The organism is Streptomyces sp. JL2001 (genome assembly GCF_050917515.1).
Taxonomy (GTDB): Bacteria; Actinomycetota; Actinomycetes; order Streptomycetales; family Streptomycetaceae; genus Streptomyces.
Window position 1 is genome coordinate 4,096,679 of record NZ_CP169421.1, and the last position, 22,017, is coordinate 4,118,695.

Sequence of the window (22,017 nt, forward strand, 5' to 3'; positions counted from 1 at the left end):
TCAGCTTCCGGATCACGCGGAGTCAGGCAGCCGCGCCGACGGCGGTACGCCGCACGTTGCCGCGCCGGGCAGCCGCAGCGGGACCGCGCCGACCGCGGGAGGACGCGCCGCGCTTGCGTTGCTCGGGCGCTGGGGTGGTGATGGTGATGGGGATGCCGGAGGGGGTTTGGGCGCCGGTGATGCGGGTGAGGGCTTCGTCGCCGGGGTGGATCTGGGTGGTTGTGGGGGTGATGCCGGCGGCGGTCATGAGGCGGGTCATTCCGCGGCGTTGGTGGGGGGTGACGAGGGTGACGACGCTGCCGGACTCGCCGGCGCGGGCGGTGCGGCCGCCGCGGTGGAGGTAGTCCTTGTGGTCGGTGGGCGGGTCGACGTTGACGACGAGGTCGAGGTTGTCGACGTGGATGCCGCGGGCGGCGACGTTGGTGGCGACCAGGACGGTGACGTGGCCGGTTTTGAAGCGGGCAAGGGTGCGGGTGCGTTGTGGCTGTGTCTTGCCGCCGTGGAGGGCGGCGGCTCGGACGCCGCTGTCGAGGAGGTCCTGGGTGAGGCGGTCGACGGCGTGTTTGGTGTCCAGGAACATGATGACGCGGCCGTCGCGGGCGGCGATCTCGGTCGTCGTGCGGTGTTTGTCGGCTCCGGTGACGTGCAGGACGTGGTGTTCCATCGTGGTGACGGCGCCCTGGGAGGGGTCGACGGAGTGGACGACCGGGTCGGTGAGGTAGCGGCGGACCAGGAGGTCGACGTTGCGGTCGAGGGTGGCGGAGAACAGCATGCGCTGGCCGTCGGGGCGGACCTGGTCGAGGAGTGCGGTGACCTGGGGCATGAAGCCCATGTCGGTCATCTGGTCGGCTTCGTCGAGGACGGTGATGGCGACCTGGTTCAGGTGGCAGTCGCCGCGGTCGATGAGGTCCTTGAGGCGGCCGGGGGTGGCCACGAGGACTTCGGTGCCGCCGCGCAGGGCGTTGGCCTGGCGGCCGAGGGGCATGCCGCCGACGACGGTGGTCAGGCGGAGTTTCACGGCGCGGGCGTAGGGGGTGAGGGCGTCGGTGACCTGTTGGGCGAGTTCTCGGGTGGGGACGAGGACCAGGGCCAGTGGCCGGCGGGGTTCGGCGCGCTGTCCGGCGGTGCGGGCGAGGAGGGCGAGTCCGAAGGCGAGGGTCTTGCCGGAGCCGGTGCGCCCGCGTCCGAGGACGTCGCGGCCTGCCAGGGAGTTCGGCAGTGTCGCGCCCTGGATCGGGAAGGGCACGGTGAGGCCCTGTGTGGTGAGCGCGGCCAGGAGTTGGTCGGGCATGTCGAGGTCGGCGAACGCCTCGACGGCGGGCAGTGCCGGAGACGTCGTCTTCGGCAGGGCGAACTCGCCCTGGACGGTGGTGCGGTGACGACCGGGGCCGCCCGACCGGCTCGGGCCACCCGAGCGGTTCGACGCCGACGAACCGAAACGACTGCCCCGAACCGGGGAGGCGGTGGAGCCGAACGCGGGGCCGCCGGTGCGGCGGGTGCGGGAAGAGCGGCTGTTCGTACGTGTGGGGTTCATTCAGAACCTTCCTCGATACGGCGCGTATCGAGGAGTTCCGGCAGCGAATGAGCAGCGCGCGGAATCACCGGAACGGGCCGGATGGAATTCGAGATCGACCTTGGCCCACGGGAGAACCGTGTCGGCGCAAGCAGAAGTAGGTGACGCCGCGTGGAAGTGAATCCGGTACAGCGGCGAATGCGGCTCAGGGAGACTGAATTGCTGAGCTGAGCTTTCTTGCCCGCAGGTGAAACCGCTGCGGAAATGCGAGCAGCTGGGGCCCGCACCCCGAGGGATGCGGGCCCCAGCTGCTGGTCGGGCGTGAGCGTCAGGCGGCGACGATGTTCTCGGCCGTCGGGCCCTTCTGGCCCTGCGCGATGTCGAAGGAGACCTTCTGGCCCTCCTGGAGCTCACGGAAACCCTGGGCGGCGATGTTCGAGAAGTGGGCGAACACGTCGGGGCCGCCACCGTCCTGCTCGATGAAGCCGAAGCCCTTTTCCGCGTTGAACCACTTCACGGTGCCTGCAGCCATGTCATATCTCCTTTGGGGCAGTACGCCGGAATCCGTACCGTACGGACGCCGTGTCGCCGCGATGATGCCCTGCCCGGAAAAATGACCGGAAATACAAAGCGCTTCCGTACGGCCGGGGCCGATGGGAGGCGCTGAAGTTTTTGGGTACCAGAACTGCAACTGAGTTCGACAGTAGCACGCTGCCGCGGCTTGTGTGCGTAGAATATTTCCCACTCCGTGTTTCCGGCAAAAACTCTCCCGGCGAGGGCCGTCAAATTCTCAGACCGCGAGCACAGTATTCATCCACTCCGAGAGCAGCGTTTTGGACGCAAGGAGGTCGGCCGGGTGCGACGTCCGGACGAGCCAGGAGGGCGCGCGGGTCATCGGGCGGCAGCGCGCGGGCCATCGGACGGTCCGGCTCAGCCGCGTGCCTCCTCTTCGGCCTCCATGCGGCGGATTCCCTGGTGGGTGAGGGAGACCATCGTGGGGGTGTTGCCCGGGTCCCAGTCGACGGTGATCAGCTCCTCGCCGGCCAGGTAGGTGCAGGCGGCGGCCAGGTCCTCCTCCGGGATGCGCAGGTCGTTCCGCAGCTTCCGCCCCGGGACTCCGAGGAGACGGTTGCCTTCGGTGGCTTCGTAGAGGGCGGTGAGGACCCGTTCGCGGTAGTCCTGTCGCTCGCGGAGTGTCGCCATGATCGAGTCCTCTTCCTGTGAAGCGGTGAAGGCCCCGCTGGTGCCCGGACTTCGTCGCCGTGGGTCACCCGGGGGCCTTCGGTCGGAGGAGTGGTCTGGGGCGGTGGTCAGGGCCAGGTGCCCGTGACCGGGCGGCGGGCGGCCTGCCCTGTCGACGGGTGGTGGCTGTGCCCGGGCGGCCGGATGAGGGCCGGGTAGGGATCGCTGAAGTGGTGCGCCGCGATGCGTGCGTCGTGCTGGGCGTTGAGCTGGTGGATCAGGCGCATGCCGAGTGCGATCACCAGGGCGCCTGCCGCCAGCGCGATCAGGGTCTCCATGTCGTCACCTCCGCATGCTTCCCGGCATCGCGATCATCCGCGCGCCGACGACCGGGTGCCGGCGGGGTGGCAGGGCGGACCCGCCATCGGTCTCCCAGGCGTCCTCGCGGCTCCGGGCGTCCCGCATACGGCGGCCGGTCCCGGCTTCGTCGGACATCAGGACACTTGCGGTGAGGACACCCCCGGGGGTGGCGGCGGCGGCCATGAGCCGGGCGGCTGCGGCGGGTTCGGTCTCCGGGGGGATCACCAGCAGGTCGCAGCGGCTGACGGTGTAGGAGAGCAGGATCATCTTGTCGGGATCCTGTTCGGTGAACCAGCCCACGTGCACGATGTGCCCGGTGACGGGCACCTTGTGCGGGACGACGGGCCAGCGGGTGGGGTTCACCAGGACACGCGTGATCCGTCCCAGGCGCTTGTCCAACGCGTCGACCAGAGGCGGAAGTTCGGCGGCGAGGTCACGCGAACGAGGCCACCAGGCGCCGTCCAGGAGGCCGGCCTTCGTGGTCTTCGGTGTCAGCGACAGGCGCGCCGAGAGTGGGGTCGTGAGGGTGGCGGTCATGATCGCGGACCCGTCCCCGGGCCGCCCTGCGGGGCGGCCCAGTGTCTTGATCGCCGGAAACGACGTCCGCGTGGGAGCGGGTGTTCGAGTTACTCCCGGTACCTTCAGCCTACTCCGCCCCGTCGTCGGACGAGCCGTTCTGACCAGGTGATTTCCCACCGGGAACAACCGGTCCCGGCCGACGGCCGCGGGCGGGACCACAGCCACGCGGAGTACCGTGAGACCACGGCGGTGTCACGCCGCCCATGAGGTGTCGGCGTCCCCGCGTAGACAGGGGACCACCATGGCCGAATCAGACACCCCCACCCCTCCGAAGCTCCTTCCGGACGAGATCCACCGAGCGGTGAAGCCCGGCACGGCCCTGCTTCGGCTGCAGACGACGCAATCCCGCGAAGGCGTCCTCGACGGCGCCTGGTGGCCCCGCTCCCGGGACGTCATGACCGAGCTGCCCGGCCTGATCCAGGCGCTCACCGAGCACCTCGGCCCCATCACGCGGGTCGGCCTGGACGCCGCCGCCTGGCAGGAGGTCCCGGCGCGGGTGGTCGTCGACGACCGGGGCGTGCGCCTGGACTCCTTCCCCGTCGGTGACGACACCGTGCTCATCACCCGTGGCGACCACGATCACTTCGCGCTGCTCGTGGTCCCGCCGCACACGACGGCCGACGCGGCGCTCGTGGCGATGGCCCGTGCGGTCGACGCGCAGAACGTCACTTCGGCCGCACAGATCCTCGTCGCCCCTGTTCCCGGCATCGCCGAGTCGACTCGGTGAACCGTCGCACCGGCCGACCGGGGGCGGCGAGAGCGTGGTGTGCGGGGCCGGCGGAACCGGGTACCGTCTTTGTCATGTTCTTCCAGACGCCGATTCAGGCGCCGATTCACGAGTGAGAGCGTGACGGGCTCCTGCTGACGTCCTTCGACGTCGCCGCGCCCGTCCCCCACCGAGGAATCCGTAGAGCACTTCACATCGTTACCGGGAGAACCCATGACCGTGAGCAAGAACATCAACAACCCCGTGGGCCAGGGCGGCGGCCAGCGCAAGAGGCTGTCCCGCGCCGAACGCCAGAACAACGGTCCGCACCGCAACCTCGACCGCCAGGGTGCCGCCGACCGGAAGGCGGAGCTGGTGCGCAAGATGCGCGAGAAGGCGGGCGCGGCCGAGGGCGCCGGGCAGCCGGGCGACGACACCGCACAGAGCTGACGAAGAGGTCCGGACGACGACGAAGCCCCAGGTCACTGACCTGGGGCTTCGTTCATGCGCGGATGACGGGACTCGAACCCGCGCCATGAGCGCGGGAAAGAGGGCCGGATCAGACGCCGGACAGCGTCGTCGCCACCGACTGGAGCCAGGCGCCGTAGGAGAACGGCTCGGGCGGGCCGACCTCCACGCCGAGTTCGGCGGCGGCCAGGGCGTAGTCGCCCTCGTCCAGGGGGAGCGCGAGCAGCTCGTGGAGCTCGCCCACGAGGCGTGCGACCAGCTGGGGGTGGGTGGTGGCGGCGTAGTCGGCGAGGGCAGCGTCGTGGTCGGGGAACTCGTCGACGATGTCCTGGGAGAACCAGCCGCCGAGCAGTTGCGCGGTCTCCGGGAAGCGGGCGTGCCACTCCCAGTGCGTCTGCGGGGACGACGGTTCCGGTACGTCGCCCTCCTCGATGCTCTTCTTCAGGTGGTCGGCAAGCACCATCAGCCACTCGCCGATCCGGGCCTGGGGCATCCCGGTGTCCGGGATCGCGTAGAACTCGCCCAGGCCCTGCCGGATGCGGCCCGGAGGGTTGCGGCTGTACTCGCGCAGCTGGCGTTCCGCCTCTGCGATGGCCGAGGGGCGGGTGTGCCAGGTGTGACGGAGGTAGGCGTCCAGCGCGCGACTGCGCCGTTCCGGGGTGTCGTCGGCCGGCTGACCCAGGTACGCGCGCATCACCTGGTCCAGCTCGCCGTACCGGCGATCGTGTTCGAGGGGCTTCATGGACATGCGCGTGCGGCCCCTACAGGTAGAACGGGATGGTCGTGTGCACGACGAAGCCGTGCGGGCTCGACGGCTCGCGCCGCAGCACCACGCGCGCCGCACGGACGTCGACGGGGCCGCGCCCGGCCAGCAGCTCGGCTTCGAGCTGGACCCGGCCCACGGGATTCTCGTGGGAGGGCCAGGCGGCCTCGATGGTGAGGCGGGCACGGGTGCCCTGGGCGAGCCAGCGATGGATGACCTGCTCGTTGGCGTTCACCACCTGCTGGGTGGCCCAGTGGGCGGTCTCCCGGTCGGGATACGTCGCAGATCGCGTCAGCATGGTCACCATCCTCCAGGATGCCGGGAACGGTTGATCACCGGCGCCTTGTGCGTGTGCTCAGTTCGCGTTGAACGACCAGAAGACCCCGACCTCGTCCGCGCTCACGGCGATCAGTCCGAGGTCCATCAGGTGGTCGGTGAAGGCCCGGCCGCCGGCGAGTTCGCCGGCGAGGAAGTCCGGCGAGGAGGACGTCCGCGCCAGGTCGGAGGAGGTACGGAAGACGGCGTCGGCACCGAACCGGCCGAGCAGCGTCCAGGCGTCGGCCAGCACATCGTCCCGGTCGGCGCGTGCCCGGACGGGGCGGACTTCGAAGAACCACTCCTGGGTCATGGAGGCGAGCAGCTCAGCAGCGGCGGGCGCCGTGACGGGATACGTCCACGCGTGTACCTCCTCGACCGTGAGCGGCAGGAACGGGTAGGAGGGACGGACGTTCTCGCGCCCCTCCTGGTCGATCTGCCACTCCAGTGTCCGCCAGCCCCGGGGGTCGGTGACCGTCCGGTCCATGACGGCCAGGACATCCCGTCCCCAGTCCTCGTGCCGTCGGGGCCCGGTCATCGCAAAGGTGTAGACGTCGTCGAGGAGCCGCTCCAGCGCGGCGTCCCAGGCAGTGCCTGCAGTGCTGTCGTCGGGATGCATTCGGCTTCCGGTCGGTCGGTCATGGGGCGGGCATGGACGTGTAGATGATGTAGGGCGGATCGAGCCTGGAATCGTACTTCAGGATCGTTTTCACGTTCTTGACGTCGACCGCCTTCGCGTCGAGCCCGTGATCCTTGTACCCGGTCCCCGGGATGTTCTTGCTCGGATCGTTCGGATCGGGAGTCGGCTGCTTACCCACGTACTTGCCGCTGTCCTCGCCGTTGGGGGCCGGGCTGGTGAACGCTTCGGTCTTCCCTTCCGGCGGATTGGTGGCCAGCCACGCGTCTATCTCGGACTGTTTGGCCCGCAGATTGTGTTCCGTCAGCCGCTGCGCGCTGGCCATGTCCTTGAAGGACGACGAGCCGCCGATCGTGGGCCTGCGCTGCTCCGGCCAGTTGTTGTGGTCCTGGGCCTGGTCGCGCAGGCGTTGAGCGAGCTGCTCGTCGGTCTTGCCCACGTGCTTGTCCAGGGTGTGGCCCCCACCCAGGTACTCGTTGCTCGCCAGGTCGAAGGCGTGATTGCCGGTGGCGCCCGATTCGGTCCACCGCTGCTCGTGCTTGAACTCGTCCAGGGCCCGGGCCCCGAAACCGTGTGCGCGGGCGACGCCGGCTTCGAACTTGGGGGCGCTCCGATGTGCCTCGTCCAGCGGCCCCTTCAGCGCCTCCATGCGGGTGGTCAGACCGCCCAGGATGCCGGTGTACGTGTCGACGATCCGGTTGAGCTTGGCCGTGTTGATGTTCAGCACGGTCTTGACGTCGAACGAGAGGATCAGGCCCGCACCCTTGCCGATGGCGGACGTGACGGTGCCGAGGAGATCCTTGGGATTCTTGGGCTTGGCCAGGTCCTCGATGATCTCCTTGGCGGCCTGCAGCATGGCGCGGTGGATCTCGTCCTCGACGTCGCGGTTCAGGTCGACGGCGGCTTCCGCGTACTCGCGCAGGATGGTGGCGATGTTGTCGGCCGTGTCCTTCAGAACGGCCAGCACGGGCTCGCTGCCCGTGGGGACGCGGGGCGTGCCCGGGCCGGAGTTCGCGGTCTGCCCCCACTGGTAGCCGCTTTGCTGCCGCCCCCAGGCCGTTCCGCCCCACAGCGCGCTGCAGAAGGTCCGCATGGCGGCTTCCCAGTCGGCCTGCTGGTGGTTGGTGATGGTGCCGACGGCCTGGGTGAGCTGGTCCGCCCCCAGCGACGCCGTGATGGAGACGTTCATCCAGCTGTGGCAGAGGGAGTTGAGGTAGTGCTGCTGGGGGAAGGGATGGACGTCCGCCACCCTTCCGACCCGGAACACGTGCTTGCACAGCGGCTGGAGCACGTCCCGGACGATCTCGGGGATGGCCTCCATCGCGCCGCGCATGATGTCGTCGCCACCGTCGTCGTCACCCCACTTGATGTCGGGTATCGAGTCGAACTTCGGGGCCTTGTCGACGACCGGGGGCAGCGGGCGCTGCTCGGCCGTCTTCCCCGGCTTGGGGTTGGCCGCCGCGTCCGCCCGGGTGTAGGCGTTGGCGGTCTCGGTGAATCCGACGGCTACGCCGCCGACGCTGAGTACGGACTTGCCCCAGACCTCCAGCCAGCGGTCGCCGATCTTCTTGTACGCCTGGGCGAACTGCCGGGCCTCGGTGCCGGCGCCTCCGGCGTCGGGGTACTCGCGCAGCTCCTCCAGGAGCTTGTTGGCGCCGCGTATCAGGAAGTCCTGTTGCGTGGCGACGCGGCCGGAGACCGACCAGAGGTCGCTCGGCTTGACGTCGATGGTGCCGTTGCCGCCCGGTGACTGGGCGGGGGTGGACGGTCCGGCCATCAGGCGCCGCCTCCCCAGCCCTGCAGTACGGACCTGTTGGCCGCGGCATAGTTGAGGTGTCCCGTGACCACGACCTCATGCAGCCAGGCCTGGGCGGCCTTGAGGTCGTCCGCGGAGCGGCTCCACTTGTCCAGTTCGTCGATGAATGCCTCGCGGGCCTCGCCGTCCCAGGTCAGTACGACCTTGGTGGCCCGCCCGTACAGCGTGTCCAGCTTCTCGTTGAGGGTGCGGAGGATGTCCTCCAGGTCCCCCGAAAGCCGCTGCAGGGTGGCGAAGTCGACGGTGATCCGGTCGTCGTCCGGCATAGCGCTGATCCCCCGTGGTTCAGACGTCCAGAATGCGGCTCTTCGGCTGACCCGCGTCCGGCGCGGGCGCCGGGTCGGGCACGGTGAGGGCGCGGGCGGCGGCCGACACGTCCTCGCCCTCCTGCATCCGCCGGATGCGGGCCAGGGTGTCGAGCTCCTGCTCGGTGAAGCCGTCGCGGGAGGCACGCATGGCCGCTTCGAGAAGGATCACCACCTGGCGGATGCGGACGGCGTCCTCGGCGACACCGCGGTGCAGGGAGCGGTATGAGGTGGCGGTGGGTCCCTGCCAGCCCGCGGCGATCTTGTCGACGACCGCGTCCATGGCGCGGGTCTGCTGTTCCAGATAACGCTGCATCTCGTCGAGGTCGTTCGCCAGCCTGGTGAGGCCGTCCTCCGAGACGTCCAGATCGGCGTTCCGCATCCTGAGCCCCCGCTCGTCGCGCCTTTCGTACACCTGTTGCACGTACGGGTGTTCACCCTAGCGAGTGGAGGTCTGTCGATCAGGGCTGGGGTGTGGAGGGCCGGGACGACGAAGGGCCCGGTCGTCGACCGGGCCCTTCGCTCACGAGCGGAGGACGGGAATCCAACCCGTCGTGCGCCCGCCGGGGATTACGGGACAGCCCTTGGCCAGCACTGATGGTCCGCAGACGTTCGCGCTCGTCCGCCGCTGTCCGTCGGCGTTGTCGCGCAGTCAGACACCCACCTCTCACGACCAGCCACGGGCAGGCCCGTTGTCGGTGTCGGCCTCTATGGTCTCAAGCGCGCGGTCGGCTTCCGGGGGTTCCAGCTCTGAAGGCAATGGTTGCATCCCCGGCCTGTCTGGGGGCGGCCCGGAGACTCGTCCGGGACCTAACCGACGGTCGGGCTTCGTTGATGGCCAGGAGACAACCTGTCAGCGCCGGCCGCGCACCACCCCCTTGCGAGGTCAGTGGTCCGCCGTGGGCCGTACGCGTACCGATCAGAAGGGAGGTTCGAGATCGCCGCGGCCATCGCTGTGTGGCCCCCAGTCCCAGGGCTCCTCCCGGAAAGGTTCAGGGTCGGGGACGTGGCCCCATGCTTCGAGGGCCTTCCGCGCAACGCGCCGATCGGGGTCGTCGCTGCTGGTGTCCAGGATGCGGTTCGCGTGCACGGCGAGGTGGGCCGGAGGGTCATACGGTCTGCGAAGATGCCCGCGTACGCGGCTCGGCCGTGACGTGATCAGTGTGGGGGCACCGTGGCTGCGTTGGGCTTCTTCTTCATCATCCTGCCGTGCCTGGCCATCGCAAGCTTCACCTGCTTCGCCGCTTGCCGTGCTCAACGGCAAAAGGTGTTCAAAGCCCTGGCGTATGTGTGCCTGTCCGTTGGCGTCATCTGCGGGCTGACTCCTGTAGCAGTCCTGATCTGGGCTTCCACGCTCTGATTGGTTTCCAGCGGATTCGCCACCTCGAGCAAGCTCTTGGACACCCGTGTCGACCACTGGTGTCCGTCCTGAAGGTCACGGTGGGGGGCACGAAGTGCGGACGCCTGTCCTCACACCCCGACTGCCCACCGGGCGGCTGCGACCGCGCCCAGGAGGAGCGGTGGGGCGAGCCACCAGGGGCCCATGGCGCGACGGGTCGACGGAAGCAGGGTGATCAGCAGGGCGAGTCCGCTCGCGGCGATGGCGAGCACGCAGGACAGTTCGATCCCGGCCTGTGCTTCGTCGTCCCAGCTGCCCGCGGGCCGGATGGTGAGGGCCATGTACACGAACCATGCGGCGATCGCGTGGAGGAGCACCAGCGGGACCGACATGACCCACCGCAGACAGCCGTCGTCACTGGCGGTCCCGGCGGCATCGGGCCGATCGGACATCCCTGGAGAGCTCCCTTGGCTTCGTCGAGGTTCTTGGTGAAGGCCCGTCCGTAGGCTTGGGCGTCATCGCCCTGCCAGTACGGTCCACCGTTGTACCGTGCCGCCAGTTCCTGGCGCTGCTCGGGCGTCATCTGCTCGGGGGGAACGTCGGCGAGCTCTCGGCCTTGAGCTGGGCCAGGTACTCCGCCGCGATGAAGATGTTCTGCCCCGGGTCCTGGAGGGACTCCTCCACGACTGCTCGCTGCTGTTCGGTCATGTTCTGGGGGTCGTAGCCGAGACGTCGGCTCCGCGGCGCACTTGGATGGCGATGGGGCCGAAGGACGTCTCGTCCGGGGTTCCGCCGAGGCGCCAGGGGAGGTTCTCCGGGGAGACCGGGCTCAGTCCCCAGGGTGCGTCCGCCTGCTCGCGGATCGTGTCCGTGAGGTCGTCGAGGATGCCGGGCTGTCCACCGATCTCCTGCCAGGCGATGCCGGCGACCACGTCCGCCGGCAATCCCGAGTTCTTTGCCGCGGCTTGAATGATCTCCTTGTTCGCGTTGATCCAGTCCTTCCGGTCCTGGCTCGACGACGGCGGACTCCAGTAACCGTCCTCCGCACCCGGAAGCGCGGACAGTCGCGTCCGGATGTCGTGGAGTGTCGGTGAGACCGGGTTGGTTCCGACTCCTCCGGCATGGTCTTGCTTGGGTGGGCTGCCGGGCAGGTGGGTGAGGGGATTGCTGCCGGCCTCCTTGGCCTCGCTCCTCAGGGACGCGATGGCCGCCACGATGTCCACCCTCTGAACGAAGCCCATGCGGAATTCAGGCAGTAGCTCGTATGCCTGCTTCAGCCCGTGCACGCACAGGTCACGGGCTTCCTTCTCGGTCGTCCGGGCGAGGTGGAACGCACCTCCCGCCGCATCGTGGAGCCTGTTTGCCTCTTCCCGGATGTCGTCGACATCCATGGTGAGTTCGGCGAGGAAGTCGAGGACACCCGTGGTGGCTCGCATGTCCTCCCACTGACGCATGGGTTCGGCGTCCTGTGCCTCGCGGGTGATCGCGGTGCCCTTGGTGCCGATGAGGCCGGCAAGGCTGCGCTCTTTGGCCTTGCCGTTCGAATAGTGACTCTTCGCAGACGGGAGGGAAGGCGCTGCTGCTGCTTCTGGACACCACGACCGGAGACCTGGCGGGCAGGGTGCCGAATTCCGAGAGCATGGACGCGGTTCGCGTTCTCGCGGCGAGCCTTGCGCTGTGCCGGGATCGCTGAAGGAGCGTTGAGCGGCTGGCAGTGCACGAGGAACCGCTGAGGGACGGCTGGTGCGGTGGTGACGCGCAGGGTGTAGCCCTGGCCGCGCCGTACGGTCACGCCCTGGTCGAGCGCGGTCCGCTCGGCCGTCCAGCTCTGCGGCGCAGAGGAAGTCGGCGACCTTGCCCGGCATGTCAGGACGACCGGCAGTTCCGGGGCCGGAGTGGCCGGGTCGGCGGCCGACCGGTCCGATGCCGCGGGTGCGGCCCGCGATGCGGGGCCGGCGATCAAGGTGGAGGGGATGTCGGCGTACGTGGCGAGGTCCCAAGACCAGTCAGGAATCGAGAAGCCCCGGCCGCGGCACAGCGCCTAGCGTGATGGTCATGGCAACCACCGCTTCCACCACAGCCGTTACGTCCCTCGCGTCCGTCACCCTTGAGGTGGCCGACCTCGAGGCCGCTCGCCGCTTCTACAGCGCCTTCGGCGTAGACACGTACGTGAACCTGCGGGCGTCCGAGGCGCACTCCACCGGATTCCGCGGCTTCACCCTGGCGCTCACGGTGTCCCGTCCGGCCACCGTCGACGGCTTCTTCGGCGCCGCCGTGGACGCCGGCGCCACCGTCCTGAAGCCCGCCGCGAAGTCGCTGTGGGGCTACAGCGGCGTCGTCCAGGCCCCGGACGGGACGATCTGGAAGATCGCGACCTCGGAGAAGAAGGACACCGGCCCCGACACCCGCGAGATCGACGAGGTCGTCCTGCTGATTGGCGTCGAGGCCGTGAAGGCCACCAAGCAGTTCTACGTCGGCCGGGGCCTGACCGTGGCCAAGAGCTTCGGCGGCAAGTACGCCGAGTTCGCCGCCGGTCAGGCCTGCCCCGTCAAGCTGGCGCTGTACAAGCGCCGCGCCCTGGCCAAGGACCTCGGCGTTCCCGTCGACGGCACCGGCTCGCACCGCATCGTCCTCGGCGGCACCGCCGACGCTTTCACCGACCTGGACGGGTTCGCCTGGGAGGCCGCCGCGTAGCGCGTCCCCACGCCGCCCTGACCCCCGGTCCGTCATACCGGTTGACCGGCGAACACACGCCGATGAGCCAGCCGGGCCCTGGCCCGGACGTCCGGTACGTATACATCTACAGCGCAAGGAGCAAGACATGAAAGCGCACGTCAGCTCGATCCTTCTTGGTGTCCGGGACATGGACCGGGCCAAGCGGTTCTACACCGAGGGGCTCGGCTGGAAGATCCAGAGCGACTTCGGCGTCTCGGTGTTCTTCGCATCGGACGGCGCCTCGCCGGTCGGTTTCTACAGCCGCGAGGGCCTGGCCGACCAGGTGGGCACGGACCAGGAAGGCAGCGGCTTCAGCGGGCTGGTTCTGACCTACGTCGTCCGCAGTGAGACGCGGGTCGACGAGATCATGGCGGAGGCCCGGCAGGCCGGGGCTACGGTCCTCAAGCCGGCCGGCGCCCTGCCGTGGGGCGGGTACGGCGGCACCTTCGCCGACCCGGACGGCTACATCTGGAGCCTCGGCTACAGCGCCCAAGGAACCGACCAGCCCTACGCCGAGTAGCCGCGATCTCTTGCCTCACCGCCGTCCAGGGCGGCGTGGCGCGTGCCGCAGTCATCCAGGACATGGCAATGGTCCCGGTGTGGGGAGTGGGAGCGGGCACCCCGGAGCCGGTGGGTCGGATCCGTGGTGAGCCGGCAGAACGACCGGCAGAAGAACAGGAGAAACGTCATGAAGTTTCGGGCACATGTCGAGCCGCCTGAGCCCATGCGGGGCCTGGAAGTTCCGCCCGAGGTGGTCGCGGCGCTCGGCGGGGGCGCGCGGCCGCCAGTGACGATCACGGTCAACGGGCATTGCTGGAAGAGCCGGGTCGCCCTCCTGCGTGGCCGTCACCTGCTCGGCCTCAGCAACGCCAACCGGCAGGCCGCCGGTGTCGAGATCGGCGAGGAGGTCGAGGTCGAGCTGGAGCTCGACACCGAGCCGCGCGTCGTCGTCGAGCCTGCGGACTTCGCTCGGGCTCTGGATGACGACCCGGCCGTCCGCGCCGCGTACGAAAACCTTGCCTACAGCCGCAAGCGCGAGCATGTGCGCGCCATCGAGAGTGCGAAGAAGCCCGAGACCCGCCAACGCCGCATCGAGAAGGCCATCGCCACCCTGCGGGGCTGACCCCCGAAAGCAAGGACTCCGGCCGCACTGCAATCGCCGTGCGGAGGCCGGACCCTGCCCAATTCCCCTGAAGGGACAAGCATGTCGAAGCGACTCATGACCGGTCTGTACTGGTTCCTGGCCTTTGAGTTCGCGCTGGGCGCCGTGACCAAGTACTGGCCGGGCGACACGGTATTCAGCTCGGCGTACTCCGTGAAGTTCACTGAATGGGGATACCCGTCCTGGATGCGCTTCGTGGTCGGGGCCCTGGAGGGTGCGGCCGCCGTCCTGCTGGTGATCCCCGACAAGCGAACACGCTTCCTGGGCGCCACGACGCTGATGTTCGTGCTCACCGGCGCGGTCACCACCCACCTCGTCAACCATGACCCGGCGGTGGAGAGCTGGGCCGCGCCGACCCACCTCGTCATCATGGGCGTCCTCGCGCTGGCCAACTGGCCCGCCGACTGGCGAGACCTCCTGCGGGTTCCTACCGCGCCGACAGCCCGAACACCACGGCCGTCCGACGAGACGACAAGGGCGCAGCACCTTGGAGGGAATCCCTGACCTGCACCGACCCGCGGCGGCCTCGCTGCTCTGCTGGACCCTGGCGCCGATTGGTGCGGAGGCGGTGCAGGACGCTGAGGGAGATCCAGACAACGACGAAGGCCCAGGTCTCTGACCAGGGCCTTCGTTCAGGAGCGGATGACGGGAATCGAACCCGCGCCAGAAGCTTGGGAATCTATGGCACGGAACCTGTTCGTGTGGCTCCTGACCTGCGGGAGTCGACCCTTCGAAGCGCCTTCCAGGGCCTCCGTGCTCCGGGTCTGACCGCTGTTGACCGTCCCTAAGGGCACGGGTGGGGCACGCCCCTCATGGTGGCGCCCTCACTGAGGCGTGGGACGCGGGGCCGGAACTCAGCCGGCCCGCACCCCTGTCTCCCGGCCTCGCCGCGTCCTGACCGTTTTCAGACGGGGATGGTCTGCGGCTGCCTCCGGTCAGTCGGCGGTTAGCCGCCGTCGGCCCAGACCAGGCAGATGTCCCGGCGCAGCTCGCGCAGCCGGGTCAGCGGGCCGGTGGCCGCTTCGCGATCGCCCACGTTCGCGGCGGTCACGGCCACGACCAGCAGAAGGCCCAGGGAGTCGGTCACGATGTGCCCCTTCCTTCCGTTGACCAACTTGCCGCCGTCGAGACCGCGTGAGGCTGAGGGCACCGAGGCGGCGGCCTTCACCGACTGCGCGTCGATGACCCCCGCCGTCGGCTCCGCTTCGCGCCCCCCACGCTCCCGCACCCGGCCGCGCAGCCGGTCGTGGAACTCTGCGACCAGCCCGTTCTCGAGCCAGCGGCCAGGCCGGGGTGGGGGATTCAGTCCCTGGCCGCGACGATCGTCCGCGCGACCCCTGCCGCTTGGGCCGCGATGCCCGCAATGCTTGACGTAAGGAACGAGCCGCCCCCGGCGAGGTCTCCCACCACGTGCAGACGCGGGTCAGCGGGAACCAGCCCCCCGGCCGGGTGCAGCTCGGCCGAGCCGTCGGCCAGCAGTGCCGTGACCAGCGAGCCGGCCGTCCGAGGAATCGCTCGAGGCAGCGGATTCACGGCGTTGACGACGACGTCATAAGCGCGTACGCCGTCGTCGCCGTGCGCCCGGAACGCTCCATCCGCAACCTCGATCTTGCGGACGCCCGCGGCGACGGTGAGTTGCCCGGAGTCCAACAGCCGCAGCATGGTGGCGGCGTTCACCGGGACCATCGGCGAGGCCACGCTCGTCGCCGTACGGAAGTGATGCCGCAGCCGCACGCGGTCGGGCTCGGGCAGCAGCCGCCACGCGTACGGGCCGACACTGTGCGCCGTCTCCTGGAGGACCCGGCGGCCGATCCTGGAGTCGTCGACAGCGGCCAGTTGCGCTCGCAGGCGCCGGACCGGCTCTTCGGTTGTGGTCGCCAGCAGTTCGGCCGCGAAGGCTTCGAAGTCCTCTCCCGCCTCCGCCAGCTCGGCGCGCATCAGCCCGATGAGATCCTCGAGGGTGACGACACCGTGCTTTCGGTGCAGCGCCGCCACCCGCTCGGCGGTCACATGCTGCGGCCGGTGCTCGAACGGGCGCTGCCAGACGTGGGGCAGCGCACCGCTGCGGGACAGCAGCGTGATCGGCCCGGTGTGCCCGCGCGCGGCGAGCGACACGACGACGTCGACCGCGGTCAGGCCGCTCCCGATGACCGCGATGCCGCTGCCGGGCGGCACCCTGTCGAGTGTGCGTGCCAGCGGGTACGGATCATCCACGAAACCGGAGGCGCCGCCGAGACCGTAGTGGTCTTGCGGTGTCCCCCCGCCCACGCACAGCGCCACGTGGCCGGCCTCGTGCCCACGTCCGTCCTCGGTGCGCAGCGACCAGTCGGCCCCGGACTGGGCTACCCCGGTGACGCGGGCGGGGACGATGCGAACCCGCCAGCCGTCTTCGCGCAGGGTGGCCAACGCCGCCTCCGCGGTGTGCGTCAGGTATTCGCCGTAGAGCGCGCGCGAAACCAGCGGCTGGCCCAGCCGTTCGTCGAGGTGAGCCGTGCCACGCGTGCCCAGCCAGGCCGCGTAGTGCCCGAAGTCCAGGTGGCGGATCGACATGATGGACGGTGGTGCGTTGACCAACACCGTGTTCAGGTCCGGGCCGTAGGGGCGGCCTCGCCAAAGATGCGGGGACGGCTCGAACACCGTGATGGCCCCAGGGCTGTCGGCGCTGGCCGCCAGCGCGTCCAGCAGGCCGACCGCAGCAGCACCCGCTCCGACGATTGCGATGTCCATGTATTTCCCTTCACATTCCAGGCCGCCACCGAAAGGAGCCGCGGCCTCTTCGAGCCTCGCCGCCGCCCATGCCGAGCCCCATCCCCCACGAGCGGTGACCTGCTGGGAATGACCCCCTCGAACGGGGGGTTGGCGCAGGACAAGAGGGCGGGCAGGCTGGCCTGCATCCACACCCCGGGAGGGATCTCCATGCCTGATGCGGGCCGCCACGCCGAGGTGCTGTCAGGTCACGCCAAGGTGCTGTCGGGTGCAGAGGGGGCCGGCGACACACGCGAACTCTTCAGCCGGACGTCCGCCAACCTGCGACGGCTCATGCCGTTCGAATCGGCCGTATGGGCGGCCACCGACCCGGAGACCGGCCTCATCACCGCGCCGATGCTGGTGGAGAACCTCGGCTCCAGCGAGAGCTGCGCCGAATACTGGGAAAGTGAACTTCTGGAGGAGAACGTCCTCCCGTTTCGGGACCTCGCCCGCGCCGCCGTCCCGGCGGCCGGCCTGCGCGCGGCCACCGGCGACCTGCCGGCACGCAGCGCGCGCTTCCGTCGGCTGCTCGGGAGCCGAGGCGTGGGTGACGAACTACGGGCCGTGCTGCGGGTCGGCGACCGGCCATGGGCCGTGGTGAGCCTGTTCCGCCTGCGCGGTGGCCCCCCGTTCGGCCCGGCCGAGACCAGGCTGCTCGCCGGCCTGTCCGGTCCGCTGGCCTCTCGGATACGCCGGTTCGCCCGCCCGTCCGCGTCCGGCGGCGCAACCGACGCACCCGCGCCCGGGCTGGTGCTCTTCGATCCCTCCGGCGAACCGACGTCGATCAACGAGGAGGCGCGGCAGCACCTCTCGCAACTCCCTGAAGGCCCCTCCATCCCCTCGCAATTGGGCCTGAGGCTGCCGATCTGGGTGGTCGCCACCGTGCTACAGGCACGAGCGATCGCCCGGGGCCGCGACCGAGCAGGCGCCGCGAGAGTGCGCATCCGAACCGTCGACGACCGCTGGTTGACCTGCCATGCCTCCTGCCTCAGCGGCCCCGCCGGGCAACCCGGCCCCGTGGCACTCGTCATCGAGCAGACGGCCGCCGGCGACCGGGCGGTCCTCATCGCCGAGGCGTACGGCCTGACGCCGCGCGAGCTGGAAGTCACCCAGCTCATCACGCGCGGGCTGCCCACCACCGAGATCGCCTCGACGCTGTTCATCTCCCCGCACACCGTGCGCGACCACCTCAAGGCCGTCTTCGGCAAGGTGGAGGTCTCCACCCGAGGCGAACTCGTCGCACGACTCTTCGCCGAGCACTACCGGCCCGTGTGAGCGACGACCACTTTCCTGCGCATCGCGCACGCATTCGGCAATGCCGGCGGCCCTGCGTGGTGGCTGGGGTTGGCCGCGGTGCAGTGATGGCGTTGCCGAGGCCGTTCCGCATGCGGCAGCCGGTCAGGCCGGCGGATGAACTCGCACGGCAAGCCGCATGTGTCAAGGGGGGTTGGCCGCCCGCCTGTTCGGGGGTTGGGCGCAATGATCTTGTGTCGGTGTCCTGGCAGAGTCGTCGTCAAGCGGCTGAGCGGCCCATGCGGGCCGGGCCACGACCAGGGGGAAGACACATGCACCGCAAGCGCATCGCCACCGCAGTTCTGCTCGCCGCAACAACCATCGGGGCGTTCGTCCCGGCGGCCGCGGCTCGGCCGATCGACCCGGTACAGCGGCAGTTGGATCTGCTCGTCGACGCCGACAAGGTCCCGGGCGCCCTGGCCTACGACGGCAGGACGACACGTACCGCCGGTGTCGCGGACCTGGAGTCGGGCCGGCCCGTGGTCGATGAGCGGGGGCGGATCCGGGTGGCCAGCAACACCAAGGCGTTCACCGCGGCAGCGGTGATGCGCCTGGTGGCGGACGGGCGGATACGGCTGGACGACCGCGCCGGCCGGTACGTGCCGCAGCTCTCCGAGTACAGGATCACGATCAGGCAGTTGCTCAAGCAGACCAGCGGGCTGCCGGAGTACGCCACGCTGGTCGACTGGACCCGGCCCGGCACGCCCGAGGACCATCTGGACCTCGCCCTCAAGGAGAAGCCCGGTTTTGAGCCCGGCACCGGCTGGGGTTACTCCAACACCAACTACCTCGCGCTCGGCATGGTGATCGACAAGGCGTCCGGGGTCGGCTTCCGCGCGTACATCGAGCGCACGATCCTGCGCCCGCTGCACCTGGACGACACCTACTGGCCCACGCCTGGCGAGCTGTCCCTGCGCGGACCGCACGCCCGCAACTACGGCGTCCACCCGGCCGCGCCGGAGGCCGGCCGGGTGGACGTCACCGAGCTTCCCGGGTACGAATTCGGGGCATCCGGCGGCCTTGTCTCCACGCCCAGGGACCTCAACGCCTTCTGGGACGGGCTGTTGGGCGGCCGCCTCCTGCCCGACTGGGCGGTGCGCCAGATGACCCGGGACACCACCGCTGTCGGCGGGCGCGACGTCTACCCGGCGGGCAGCCGCTACGGCTATGGCATCGCCTCGATCCCCCTCAGCTGCGGCGGCGTCTACTGGGGCCACGGCGGCGACCTGCCCGGCGACTCCGTGGGCGGAGGCCGCGCCACGGCGGGCCGCGCAACCGTGACCGTCTACACCACGACCTGGGCAGCCGAAGGCGAAAGCCTTCGCCACCTCCAAGGGGCGGTGGACACGGCCCTGTGCGCCAAGAAGCGCTAGCCACCTGGAGCAGGCACTCGTGGCACGCGTAGGGACGCACTCTGAGAGGTCTAGACAACAAGCAAGGCCCAGGTCGCTGACCTGGGCCTTCGTTCAAGAGCGGATGACGGGAATCGAACCCGCGCTATAAGCTTGGGAAGCTCATGTTCTACCATTAAACTACATCCGCGCAGCGGCCCGAAGATCGGTACCGCAGACTCCGACACTGTACCCCATGTCGAACTCGAGACGTGGCTGTCCGTGGCGGAGCGCCGCCTGGAGTCGTGTCCTGTTGATCCCCTAATGTGGCTGTCTCGTCCACCACTTGTCGGGGAAGGGACTTGATGGGTTCGATGGAGCGCACCGTCGTCCGTTGTGCCGAAGGGCACGTGTTCAGTACCGCTTCGTTCCCGTTGCAGCAGCTCGGGCCCGGGCGGATCGGGCCCGGGCGGTTGGTCCGGTGCCCACGGTGCGCGCGATTGCGGCACGCGGTACCCGTGGAGCTTGAGCAGCGCCGATGATGTCCGGGCGCGGAGTCTTCCCGATTGGGGGAGGTCCGCGCCCTCTGCGTATCGTGGGGTCGTGCTTCTCTCAGACAAGGACATCCGGGCCGAGATCGACGCCGGACGGGTGCGCATCGACCCGTACGACGAATCCATGGTGCAGCCCTCGAGCATCGACGTGAGGCTTGACCGCTTCTTCCGGGTGTTCGAGAACCACCGCTACCCCCACATCGACCCCGCCGTCGAGCAGCTCGACCTGACGCGTGAGGTCGAGCCGGAGGGCGACGAGGCGTTCATCCTGCATCCCGGCGAGTTCGTGCTCGCCTCGACCTACGAGGTCATCACGCTGCCGGACGACATCGCGTCGCGGCTGGAGGGCAAGAGCTCGCTGGGCCGGCTGGGCCTCGTGACGCACTCCACCGCCGGGTTCATCGACCCCGGCTTCTCCGGGCACGTGACCCTGGAGCTGTCGAACCTCGCCACCCTGCCCATCAAGCTCTGGCCGGGGATGAAGATCGGGCAGCTGTGCATGTTCCGGCTGAGCTCGCCCGCCGAGTTCCCCTACGGCAGCGAGCGCTACGGCTCGCGGTACCAGGGGCAGCGCGGGCCGACGGCCTCCCGCTCCTTCATGAACTTCCATCGGACCCAGGTGTGAGGCGGTGACCGGTATGAGCGAGGTACGCGAGAACCTGACCTACGAGGGCTTCGGGCGGGCCGTGCGCGAGCTGGCGCAGACCATCGCCGACGACGGCTACGAGCCCGACGTCGTCCTCTCCATCGCGCGCGGCGGCGTGTTCGTCGCCGGCGGTCTGGCCTACGCGCTCGACTGCAAGAACATCCACCTCGTGAACGTGGAGTTCTACACCGGCGTCGGCACGACGCTGGAGATGCCCGTGATGCTGGCGCCGGTGCCCAACGCGATCGACTTCTCCGACAAGAAGGTCCTGATCGCCGACGACGTCGCCGACACCGGCAAGACCCTCAAGCTGGTCCACGACTTCTGCGTCGACCACGTCGCCGAGGTGCGCTCCGCCGTCGTCTACGAGAAGTCGCACTCGCTCGTGAAGTGCGAGTACGTGTGGAAGAAGACCGACGAGTGGATCAACTTCCCCTGGTCCGTCGAGCCGCCCGTCGTGAGGCGCGAGGGCCAGGTCCTCGACGCGTGAGCGGATGAACCACAGACGCGGGAAGGCCCCCACCGGTGTCCGGTGGGGGCCTTCCCGCGTCTGTGGGGCGCGGTTACAGCGTGCCGAGCTTGATCAGCGAGAGCAGGCCCACCAGCTGGATCGCCGAGGCGCCCAGCGCCTTCGGCCAGGGCAGGTCGTGCGAGCGGCTCACCATCAGGGTGAAGAGCGCGCCGGCCGCCAGCCAGGTCGCCCAGCCGAGCACCTGCACGAGGCCGTTCTCGCCGCCCAGGAAGAGGGCGAAGAGCAGTCGGGGCGCATCCGTGATCGACATGATCAGCATCGACAGGCCCACGGTGGGCTGCCACGAGCCGTCACCGCCGAGCTGGCGGGCCAGGGTGTGGGTGACGACGCCGAGGACCAGCCCGCCGAGGACGAAGCCGACGCCCGTCATCAGGACGTACGGGATCGCCGTGGTCAGCGTGGCGTTGATCGCCTCCTCGCGCGCCTGGTCGAAGCCGAAGATCGCCAGCATGCCGTAGAGGAAGGTGACGACCAGCGCCGGGCCCCACACCGCGTGGTCCCGCATCTGCAGGAAGGTCGGGGCGGGGCGCAGCACGATGCCGCTCAGCAGCGCCTTCCACGGCAGACGGGGGCCCGTGGGGACGGGGGCCGCGCCGGAGTGGTACGTGGCGGCGTCACCGTACGGGTCGTCGTGGACGCTGAACATCTGCGTGTGGCCCGGGTTGTTCGCCGCGGCGTGCTGTTGCTGCTGCTGCGCGTACGGGTCGCCGAAGTACTCGGGCTCCCCGTGCCCCTGGGGCGCCTGCCGGTGCCCGTACGGGGCGCCCTGGCCGCCGCCCTGGCCCTGTTGGGGCCACTGCTGCTGCGGGTAGGGCGGCGGGGCCGCGTTGTACCCGTACGGCGCCTGCTGCGGTTGTCGTTGCGGGGGGCGGTTGTCCCTGCCGCGTCCGTTCCTGAATCCAGCCACGTCATTGAACGTACCCGTTCCCGCTGCCGGGGCGCTCCTTTGCCACTGAGCTGTGACATCCCCTAAGGGACATCCCGGGCATCCGGGGGTGTGGCACGGCCGCGGTGGGCCGGGCATGCGGAAGGGGCCGCCCCGCGTGATCGCGG

At 69.6% G+C, this 22,017-nt stretch carries 28 protein-coding genes and 1 tRNA gene; 11 read left to right on the forward strand and 18 right to left on the reverse strand.

Going from position 1 to position 22,017, the window contains the following annotated elements; all coding sequences use genetic code 11:
- Positions 1 to 22 precede the first annotated feature (22 nt).
- From ACE1OA_RS18250 to ACE1OA_RS18270, 5 genes are all read right to left on the reverse strand, one after another.
- Positions 23 to 1,534 (reverse strand): DEAD/DEAH box helicase, encoded by a 1,512-nt coding sequence (locus ACE1OA_RS18250; RefSeq protein WP_432753076.1) that lies wholly within the window; start codon positions 1,532 to 1,534, stop codon positions 23 to 25.
- 307 nt (positions 1,535 to 1,841) lie between these two features.
- The gene (locus tag ACE1OA_RS18255; RefSeq protein ID WP_356603469.1) at positions 1,842 to 2,045 is read right to left on the reverse strand and encodes a cold-shock protein; all 204 of its coding nucleotides are present in this window, start codon (positions 2,043 to 2,045) and stop codon (positions 1,842 to 1,844) included.
- Positions 2,046 to 2,443: 398 nt separating this feature from the next.
- Positions 2,444 to 2,716, reverse strand: coding sequence for a hypothetical protein (locus tag ACE1OA_RS18260; protein ID WP_356603471.1), 273 nt, complete (start codon positions 2,714 to 2,716; stop codon positions 2,444 to 2,446).
- Positions 2,717 to 2,823: 107 nt separating this feature from the next.
- Positions 2,824 to 3,033, reverse strand: a complete 210-nt coding sequence (locus tag ACE1OA_RS18265; protein ID WP_432753077.1) for a hypothetical protein — start codon at positions 3,031 to 3,033, stop codon at positions 2,824 to 2,826.
- 4 nt (positions 3,034 to 3,037) lie between these two features.
- Positions 3,038 to 3,592, reverse strand: coding sequence for a DUF5994 family protein (locus ACE1OA_RS18270; RefSeq protein ID WP_356603475.1), 555 nt, complete (start codon positions 3,590 to 3,592; stop codon positions 3,038 to 3,040).
- A gap of 283 nt (positions 3,593 to 3,875) precedes the next feature.
- Here ACE1OA_RS18270 and ACE1OA_RS18275 point away from each other — a divergent pair, with 283 nt between their 5' ends.
- The gene (locus tag ACE1OA_RS18275) at positions 3,876 to 4,361 is read left to right on the forward strand and encodes a DUF5994 family protein (RefSeq protein ID WP_432753078.1); all 486 of its coding nucleotides are present in this window, start codon (positions 3,876 to 3,878) and stop codon (positions 4,359 to 4,361) included.
- Positions 4,362 to 4,574: 213 nt separating this feature from the next.
- A complete protein-coding gene (locus ACE1OA_RS18280) occupies positions 4,575 to 4,790 on the forward strand; it encodes a DUF6243 family protein (protein WP_356603479.1) in 216 nt (71 codons plus the stop codon).
- 109 nt (positions 4,791 to 4,899) lie between these two features.
- Here ACE1OA_RS18280 and ACE1OA_RS18285 read toward each other — a convergent pair whose 3' ends face one another.
- The 6 genes from ACE1OA_RS18285 to ACE1OA_RS18310 are packed head-to-tail and all read right to left on the reverse strand — an operon-like array spanning position 4,900 to position 9,068.
- Complete coding sequence (locus tag ACE1OA_RS18285) at positions 4,900 to 5,556, reverse strand: contact-dependent growth inhibition system immunity protein (protein ID WP_356776163.1); 657 nt, start codon at positions 5,554 to 5,556, stop codon at positions 4,900 to 4,902.
- A 13-nt stretch (positions 5,557 to 5,569) separates the two neighbouring features.
- Positions 5,570 to 5,869, reverse strand: coding sequence for an RNase A-like domain-containing protein (locus ACE1OA_RS18290; RefSeq protein ID WP_432753079.1), 300 nt, complete (start codon positions 5,867 to 5,869; stop codon positions 5,570 to 5,572).
- 57 nt (positions 5,870 to 5,926) lie between these two features.
- Entirely contained in the window at positions 5,927 to 6,505 is a 579-nt protein-coding gene (locus ACE1OA_RS18295) for a hypothetical protein (RefSeq protein WP_384875429.1), read from the reverse strand.
- Between the two features lie 19 nt (positions 6,506 to 6,524).
- Positions 6,525 to 8,300 carry an RNase A-like domain-containing protein gene (locus ACE1OA_RS18300; RefSeq protein WP_432753080.1) on the reverse strand — a complete coding sequence of 592 codons (1,776 nt, stop codon included), beginning with the start codon at positions 8,298 to 8,300 and terminating at the stop codon, positions 6,525 to 6,527.
- Complete coding sequence (locus ACE1OA_RS18305; RefSeq protein ID WP_356603489.1) at positions 8,300 to 8,605, reverse strand: WXG100 family type VII secretion target; 306 nt, start codon at positions 8,603 to 8,605, stop codon at positions 8,300 to 8,302. Before ACE1OA_RS18305 ends, ACE1OA_RS18300 begins: the two co-directional genes overlap by 1 nt.
- 19 nt (positions 8,606 to 8,624) lie before the next feature.
- Positions 8,625 to 9,068, reverse strand: coding sequence for a WXG100 family type VII secretion target (locus ACE1OA_RS18310; protein ID WP_432753081.1), 444 nt, complete (start codon positions 9,066 to 9,068; stop codon positions 8,625 to 8,627).
- Positions 9,069 to 9,827: 759 nt separating this feature from the next.
- Between ACE1OA_RS18310 and ACE1OA_RS18315 the strand changes: the two genes are divergently transcribed.
- Entirely contained in the window at positions 9,828 to 10,004 is a 177-nt protein-coding gene (locus tag ACE1OA_RS18315) for a hypothetical protein (RefSeq protein ID WP_384875419.1), read from the forward strand.
- A gap of 110 nt (positions 10,005 to 10,114) precedes the next feature.
- Here the strand turns inward: ACE1OA_RS18315 and ACE1OA_RS18320 are convergent, their stop codons facing one another.
- The 3 genes from ACE1OA_RS18320 to ACE1OA_RS18330 form a co-directional block, all read right to left on the reverse strand.
- Entirely contained in the window at positions 10,115 to 10,435 is a 321-nt protein-coding gene (locus tag ACE1OA_RS18320; RefSeq protein ID WP_384875416.1) for a hypothetical protein, read from the reverse strand.
- Positions 10,436 to 10,562: 127 nt separating this feature from the next.
- Entirely contained in the window at positions 10,563 to 10,691 is a 129-nt protein-coding gene (locus tag ACE1OA_RS18325; protein WP_384875413.1) for a hypothetical protein, read from the reverse strand.
- A complete protein-coding gene (locus tag ACE1OA_RS18330) occupies positions 10,688 to 11,374 on the reverse strand; it encodes a hypothetical protein (RefSeq protein WP_432753082.1) in 687 nt (228 codons plus the stop codon). The genes ACE1OA_RS18325 and ACE1OA_RS18330 overlap by 4 nt, the downstream gene beginning before the upstream one ends.
- Positions 11,375 to 12,032: 658 nt before the next feature.
- On the opposite strand from ACE1OA_RS18330, the gene ACE1OA_RS18335 reads away from it, so the two are divergent.
- From ACE1OA_RS18335 to ACE1OA_RS18350, 4 genes are all read left to right on the forward strand, one after another.
- Positions 12,033 to 12,677: a glyoxalase gene (locus tag ACE1OA_RS18335; RefSeq protein WP_384875407.1), complete on the forward strand. Its 645-nt coding sequence runs from the start codon at positions 12,033 to 12,035 to the stop codon at positions 12,675 to 12,677.
- Positions 12,678 to 12,804: 127 nt separating this feature from the next.
- The gene (locus ACE1OA_RS18340) at positions 12,805 to 13,218 is read left to right on the forward strand and encodes a VOC family protein (RefSeq protein ID WP_164402824.1); all 414 of its coding nucleotides are present in this window, start codon (positions 12,805 to 12,807) and stop codon (positions 13,216 to 13,218) included.
- Positions 13,219 to 13,344: 126 nt separating this feature from the next.
- Positions 13,345 to 13,821 (forward strand): YdeI/OmpD-associated family protein, encoded by a 477-nt coding sequence (locus tag ACE1OA_RS18345; RefSeq protein WP_384875404.1) that lies wholly within the window; start codon positions 13,345 to 13,347, stop codon positions 13,819 to 13,821.
- A gap of 81 nt (positions 13,822 to 13,902) precedes the next feature.
- The gene (locus tag ACE1OA_RS18350; protein ID WP_384875401.1) at positions 13,903 to 14,364 is read left to right on the forward strand and encodes a DoxX family protein; all 462 of its coding nucleotides are present in this window, start codon (positions 13,903 to 13,905) and stop codon (positions 14,362 to 14,364) included.
- Positions 14,365 to 14,806: 442 nt separating this feature from the next.
- On the opposite strand, the gene ACE1OA_RS18355 is transcribed toward ACE1OA_RS18350, so the two are convergent.
- Both ACE1OA_RS18355 and ACE1OA_RS18360 read right to left on the reverse strand, forming a co-directional pair.
- Complete coding sequence (locus ACE1OA_RS18355; protein WP_386545313.1) at positions 14,807 to 15,088, reverse strand: transposase; 282 nt, start codon at positions 15,086 to 15,088, stop codon at positions 14,807 to 14,809.
- Positions 15,089 to 15,162: 74 nt separating this feature from the next.
- On the reverse strand, positions 15,163 to 16,587 hold the full coding sequence (locus tag ACE1OA_RS18360; protein WP_384875395.1) for an FAD/NAD(P)-binding protein: 1,425 nt from the start codon (positions 16,585 to 16,587) through the stop codon (positions 15,163 to 15,165).
- Between the two features lie 189 nt (positions 16,588 to 16,776).
- Between ACE1OA_RS18360 and ACE1OA_RS18365 the strand changes: the two genes are divergently transcribed.
- Together ACE1OA_RS18365 and ACE1OA_RS18370 are read left to right on the forward strand one after the other, a co-directional pair.
- The gene (locus ACE1OA_RS18365; protein WP_384875392.1) at positions 16,777 to 17,883 is read left to right on the forward strand and encodes a helix-turn-helix transcriptional regulator; all 1,107 of its coding nucleotides are present in this window, start codon (positions 16,777 to 16,779) and stop codon (positions 17,881 to 17,883) included.
- Between the two features lie 290 nt (positions 17,884 to 18,173).
- A complete protein-coding gene (locus ACE1OA_RS18370) occupies positions 18,174 to 19,274 on the forward strand; it encodes a serine hydrolase domain-containing protein (protein ID WP_432753083.1) in 1,101 nt (366 codons plus the stop codon).
- A gap of 98 nt (positions 19,275 to 19,372) precedes the next feature.
- Here ACE1OA_RS18370 and ACE1OA_RS18375 read toward each other — a convergent pair.
- Positions 19,373 to 19,443, reverse strand: a tRNA-Gly gene (locus ACE1OA_RS18375).
- Positions 19,444 to 19,835: 392 nt separating this feature from the next.
- Here ACE1OA_RS18375 and dcd point away from each other — a divergent pair.
- A complete protein-coding gene (dcd, locus tag ACE1OA_RS18380) occupies positions 19,836 to 20,411 on the forward strand; it encodes a dCTP deaminase (protein ID WP_017240230.1) in 576 nt (191 codons plus the stop codon).
- A gap of 13 nt (positions 20,412 to 20,424) precedes the next feature.
- A complete protein-coding gene (locus ACE1OA_RS18385; protein ID WP_356776177.1) occupies positions 20,425 to 20,922 on the forward strand; it encodes a phosphoribosyltransferase in 498 nt (165 codons plus the stop codon).
- 73 nt (positions 20,923 to 20,995) lie between these two features.
- Here ACE1OA_RS18385 and ACE1OA_RS18390 read toward each other — a convergent pair whose 3' ends face one another.
- The gene (locus ACE1OA_RS18390; RefSeq protein WP_356603499.1) at positions 20,996 to 21,871 is read right to left on the reverse strand and encodes a Yip1 family protein; all 876 of its coding nucleotides are present in this window, start codon (positions 21,869 to 21,871) and stop codon (positions 20,996 to 20,998) included.
- Positions 21,872 to 22,017 lie beyond the last annotated feature (146 nt).

What these genes read in the sequence shown, in the direction of transcription:
- ACE1OA_RS18250 (WP_432753076.1), bottom strand. Translation starts at nt 1,534, where the DNA reads ATGAACCCCACACGTACGAACAGCCGCTCTTCCCGCACCCGCCGCACC.
- ACE1OA_RS18255 (WP_356603469.1), bottom strand. Translation starts at nt 2,045, where the DNA reads ATGGCTGCAGGCACCGTGAAGTGGTTCAACGCGGAAAAGGGCTTCGGC.
- ACE1OA_RS18260 (WP_356603471.1), bottom strand. Translation starts at nt 2,716, where the DNA reads ATGGCGACACTCCGCGAGCGACAGGACTACCGCGAACGGGTCCTCACC.
- ACE1OA_RS18265 (WP_432753077.1), bottom strand. Translation starts at nt 3,033, where the DNA reads ATGGAGACCCTGATCGCGCTGGCGGCAGGCGCCCTGGTGATCGCACTC.
- ACE1OA_RS18270 (WP_356603475.1), bottom strand. Translation starts at nt 3,592, where the DNA reads ATGACCGCCACCCTCACGACCCCACTCTCGGCGCGCCTGTCGCTGACA.
- ACE1OA_RS18275 (WP_432753078.1), top strand. Translation starts at nt 3,876, where the DNA reads ATGGCCGAATCAGACACCCCCACCCCTCCGAAGCTCCTTCCGGACGAG.
- ACE1OA_RS18280 (WP_356603479.1), top strand. Translation starts at nt 4,575, where the DNA reads ATGACCGTGAGCAAGAACATCAACAACCCCGTGGGCCAGGGCGGCGGC.
- ACE1OA_RS18285 (WP_356776163.1), bottom strand. Translation starts at nt 5,556, where the DNA reads ATGTCCATGAAGCCCCTCGAACACGATCGCCGGTACGGCGAGCTGGAC.
- ACE1OA_RS18290 (WP_432753079.1), bottom strand. Translation starts at nt 5,869, where the DNA reads ATGCTGACGCGATCTGCGACGTATCCCGACCGGGAGACCGCCCACTGG.
- ACE1OA_RS18295 (WP_384875429.1), bottom strand. Translation starts at nt 6,505, where the DNA reads ATGCATCCCGACGACAGCACTGCAGGCACTGCCTGGGACGCCGCGCTG.
- ACE1OA_RS18300 (WP_432753080.1), bottom strand. Translation starts at nt 8,300, where the DNA reads ATGGCCGGACCGTCCACCCCCGCCCAGTCACCGGGCGGCAACGGCACC.
- ACE1OA_RS18305 (WP_356603489.1), bottom strand. Translation starts at nt 8,605, where the DNA reads ATGCCGGACGACGACCGGATCACCGTCGACTTCGCCACCCTGCAGCGG.
- ACE1OA_RS18320 (WP_384875416.1), bottom strand. Translation starts at nt 10,435, where the DNA reads ATGTCCGATCGGCCCGATGCCGCCGGGACCGCCAGTGACGACGGCTGT.
- ACE1OA_RS18325 (WP_384875413.1), bottom strand. Translation starts at nt 10,691, where the DNA reads ATGACCGAACAGCAGCGAGCAGTCGTGGAGGAGTCCCTCCAGGACCCG.
- ACE1OA_RS18330 (WP_432753082.1), bottom strand. Translation starts at nt 11,374, where the DNA reads ATGGATGTCGACGACATCCGGGAAGAGGCAAACAGGCTCCACGATGCG.
- ACE1OA_RS18335 (WP_384875407.1), top strand. Translation starts at nt 12,033, where the DNA reads ATGGTCATGGCAACCACCGCTTCCACCACAGCCGTTACGTCCCTCGCG.
- ACE1OA_RS18340 (WP_164402824.1), top strand. Translation starts at nt 12,805, where the DNA reads ATGAAAGCGCACGTCAGCTCGATCCTTCTTGGTGTCCGGGACATGGAC.
- ACE1OA_RS18350 (WP_384875401.1), top strand. Translation starts at nt 13,903, where the DNA reads ATGTCGAAGCGACTCATGACCGGTCTGTACTGGTTCCTGGCCTTTGAG.
- ACE1OA_RS18360 (WP_384875395.1), bottom strand. Translation starts at nt 16,587, where the DNA reads ATGGACATCGCAATCGTCGGAGCGGGTGCTGCTGCGGTCGGCCTGCTG.
- ACE1OA_RS18365 (WP_384875392.1), top strand. Translation starts at nt 16,777, where the DNA reads ATGCCTGATGCGGGCCGCCACGCCGAGGTGCTGTCAGGTCACGCCAAG.
- ACE1OA_RS18370 (WP_432753083.1), top strand. Translation starts at nt 18,174, where the DNA reads ATGCACCGCAAGCGCATCGCCACCGCAGTTCTGCTCGCCGCAACAACC.
- ACE1OA_RS18385 (WP_356776177.1), top strand. Translation starts at nt 20,425, where the DNA reads ATGAGCGAGGTACGCGAGAACCTGACCTACGAGGGCTTCGGGCGGGCC.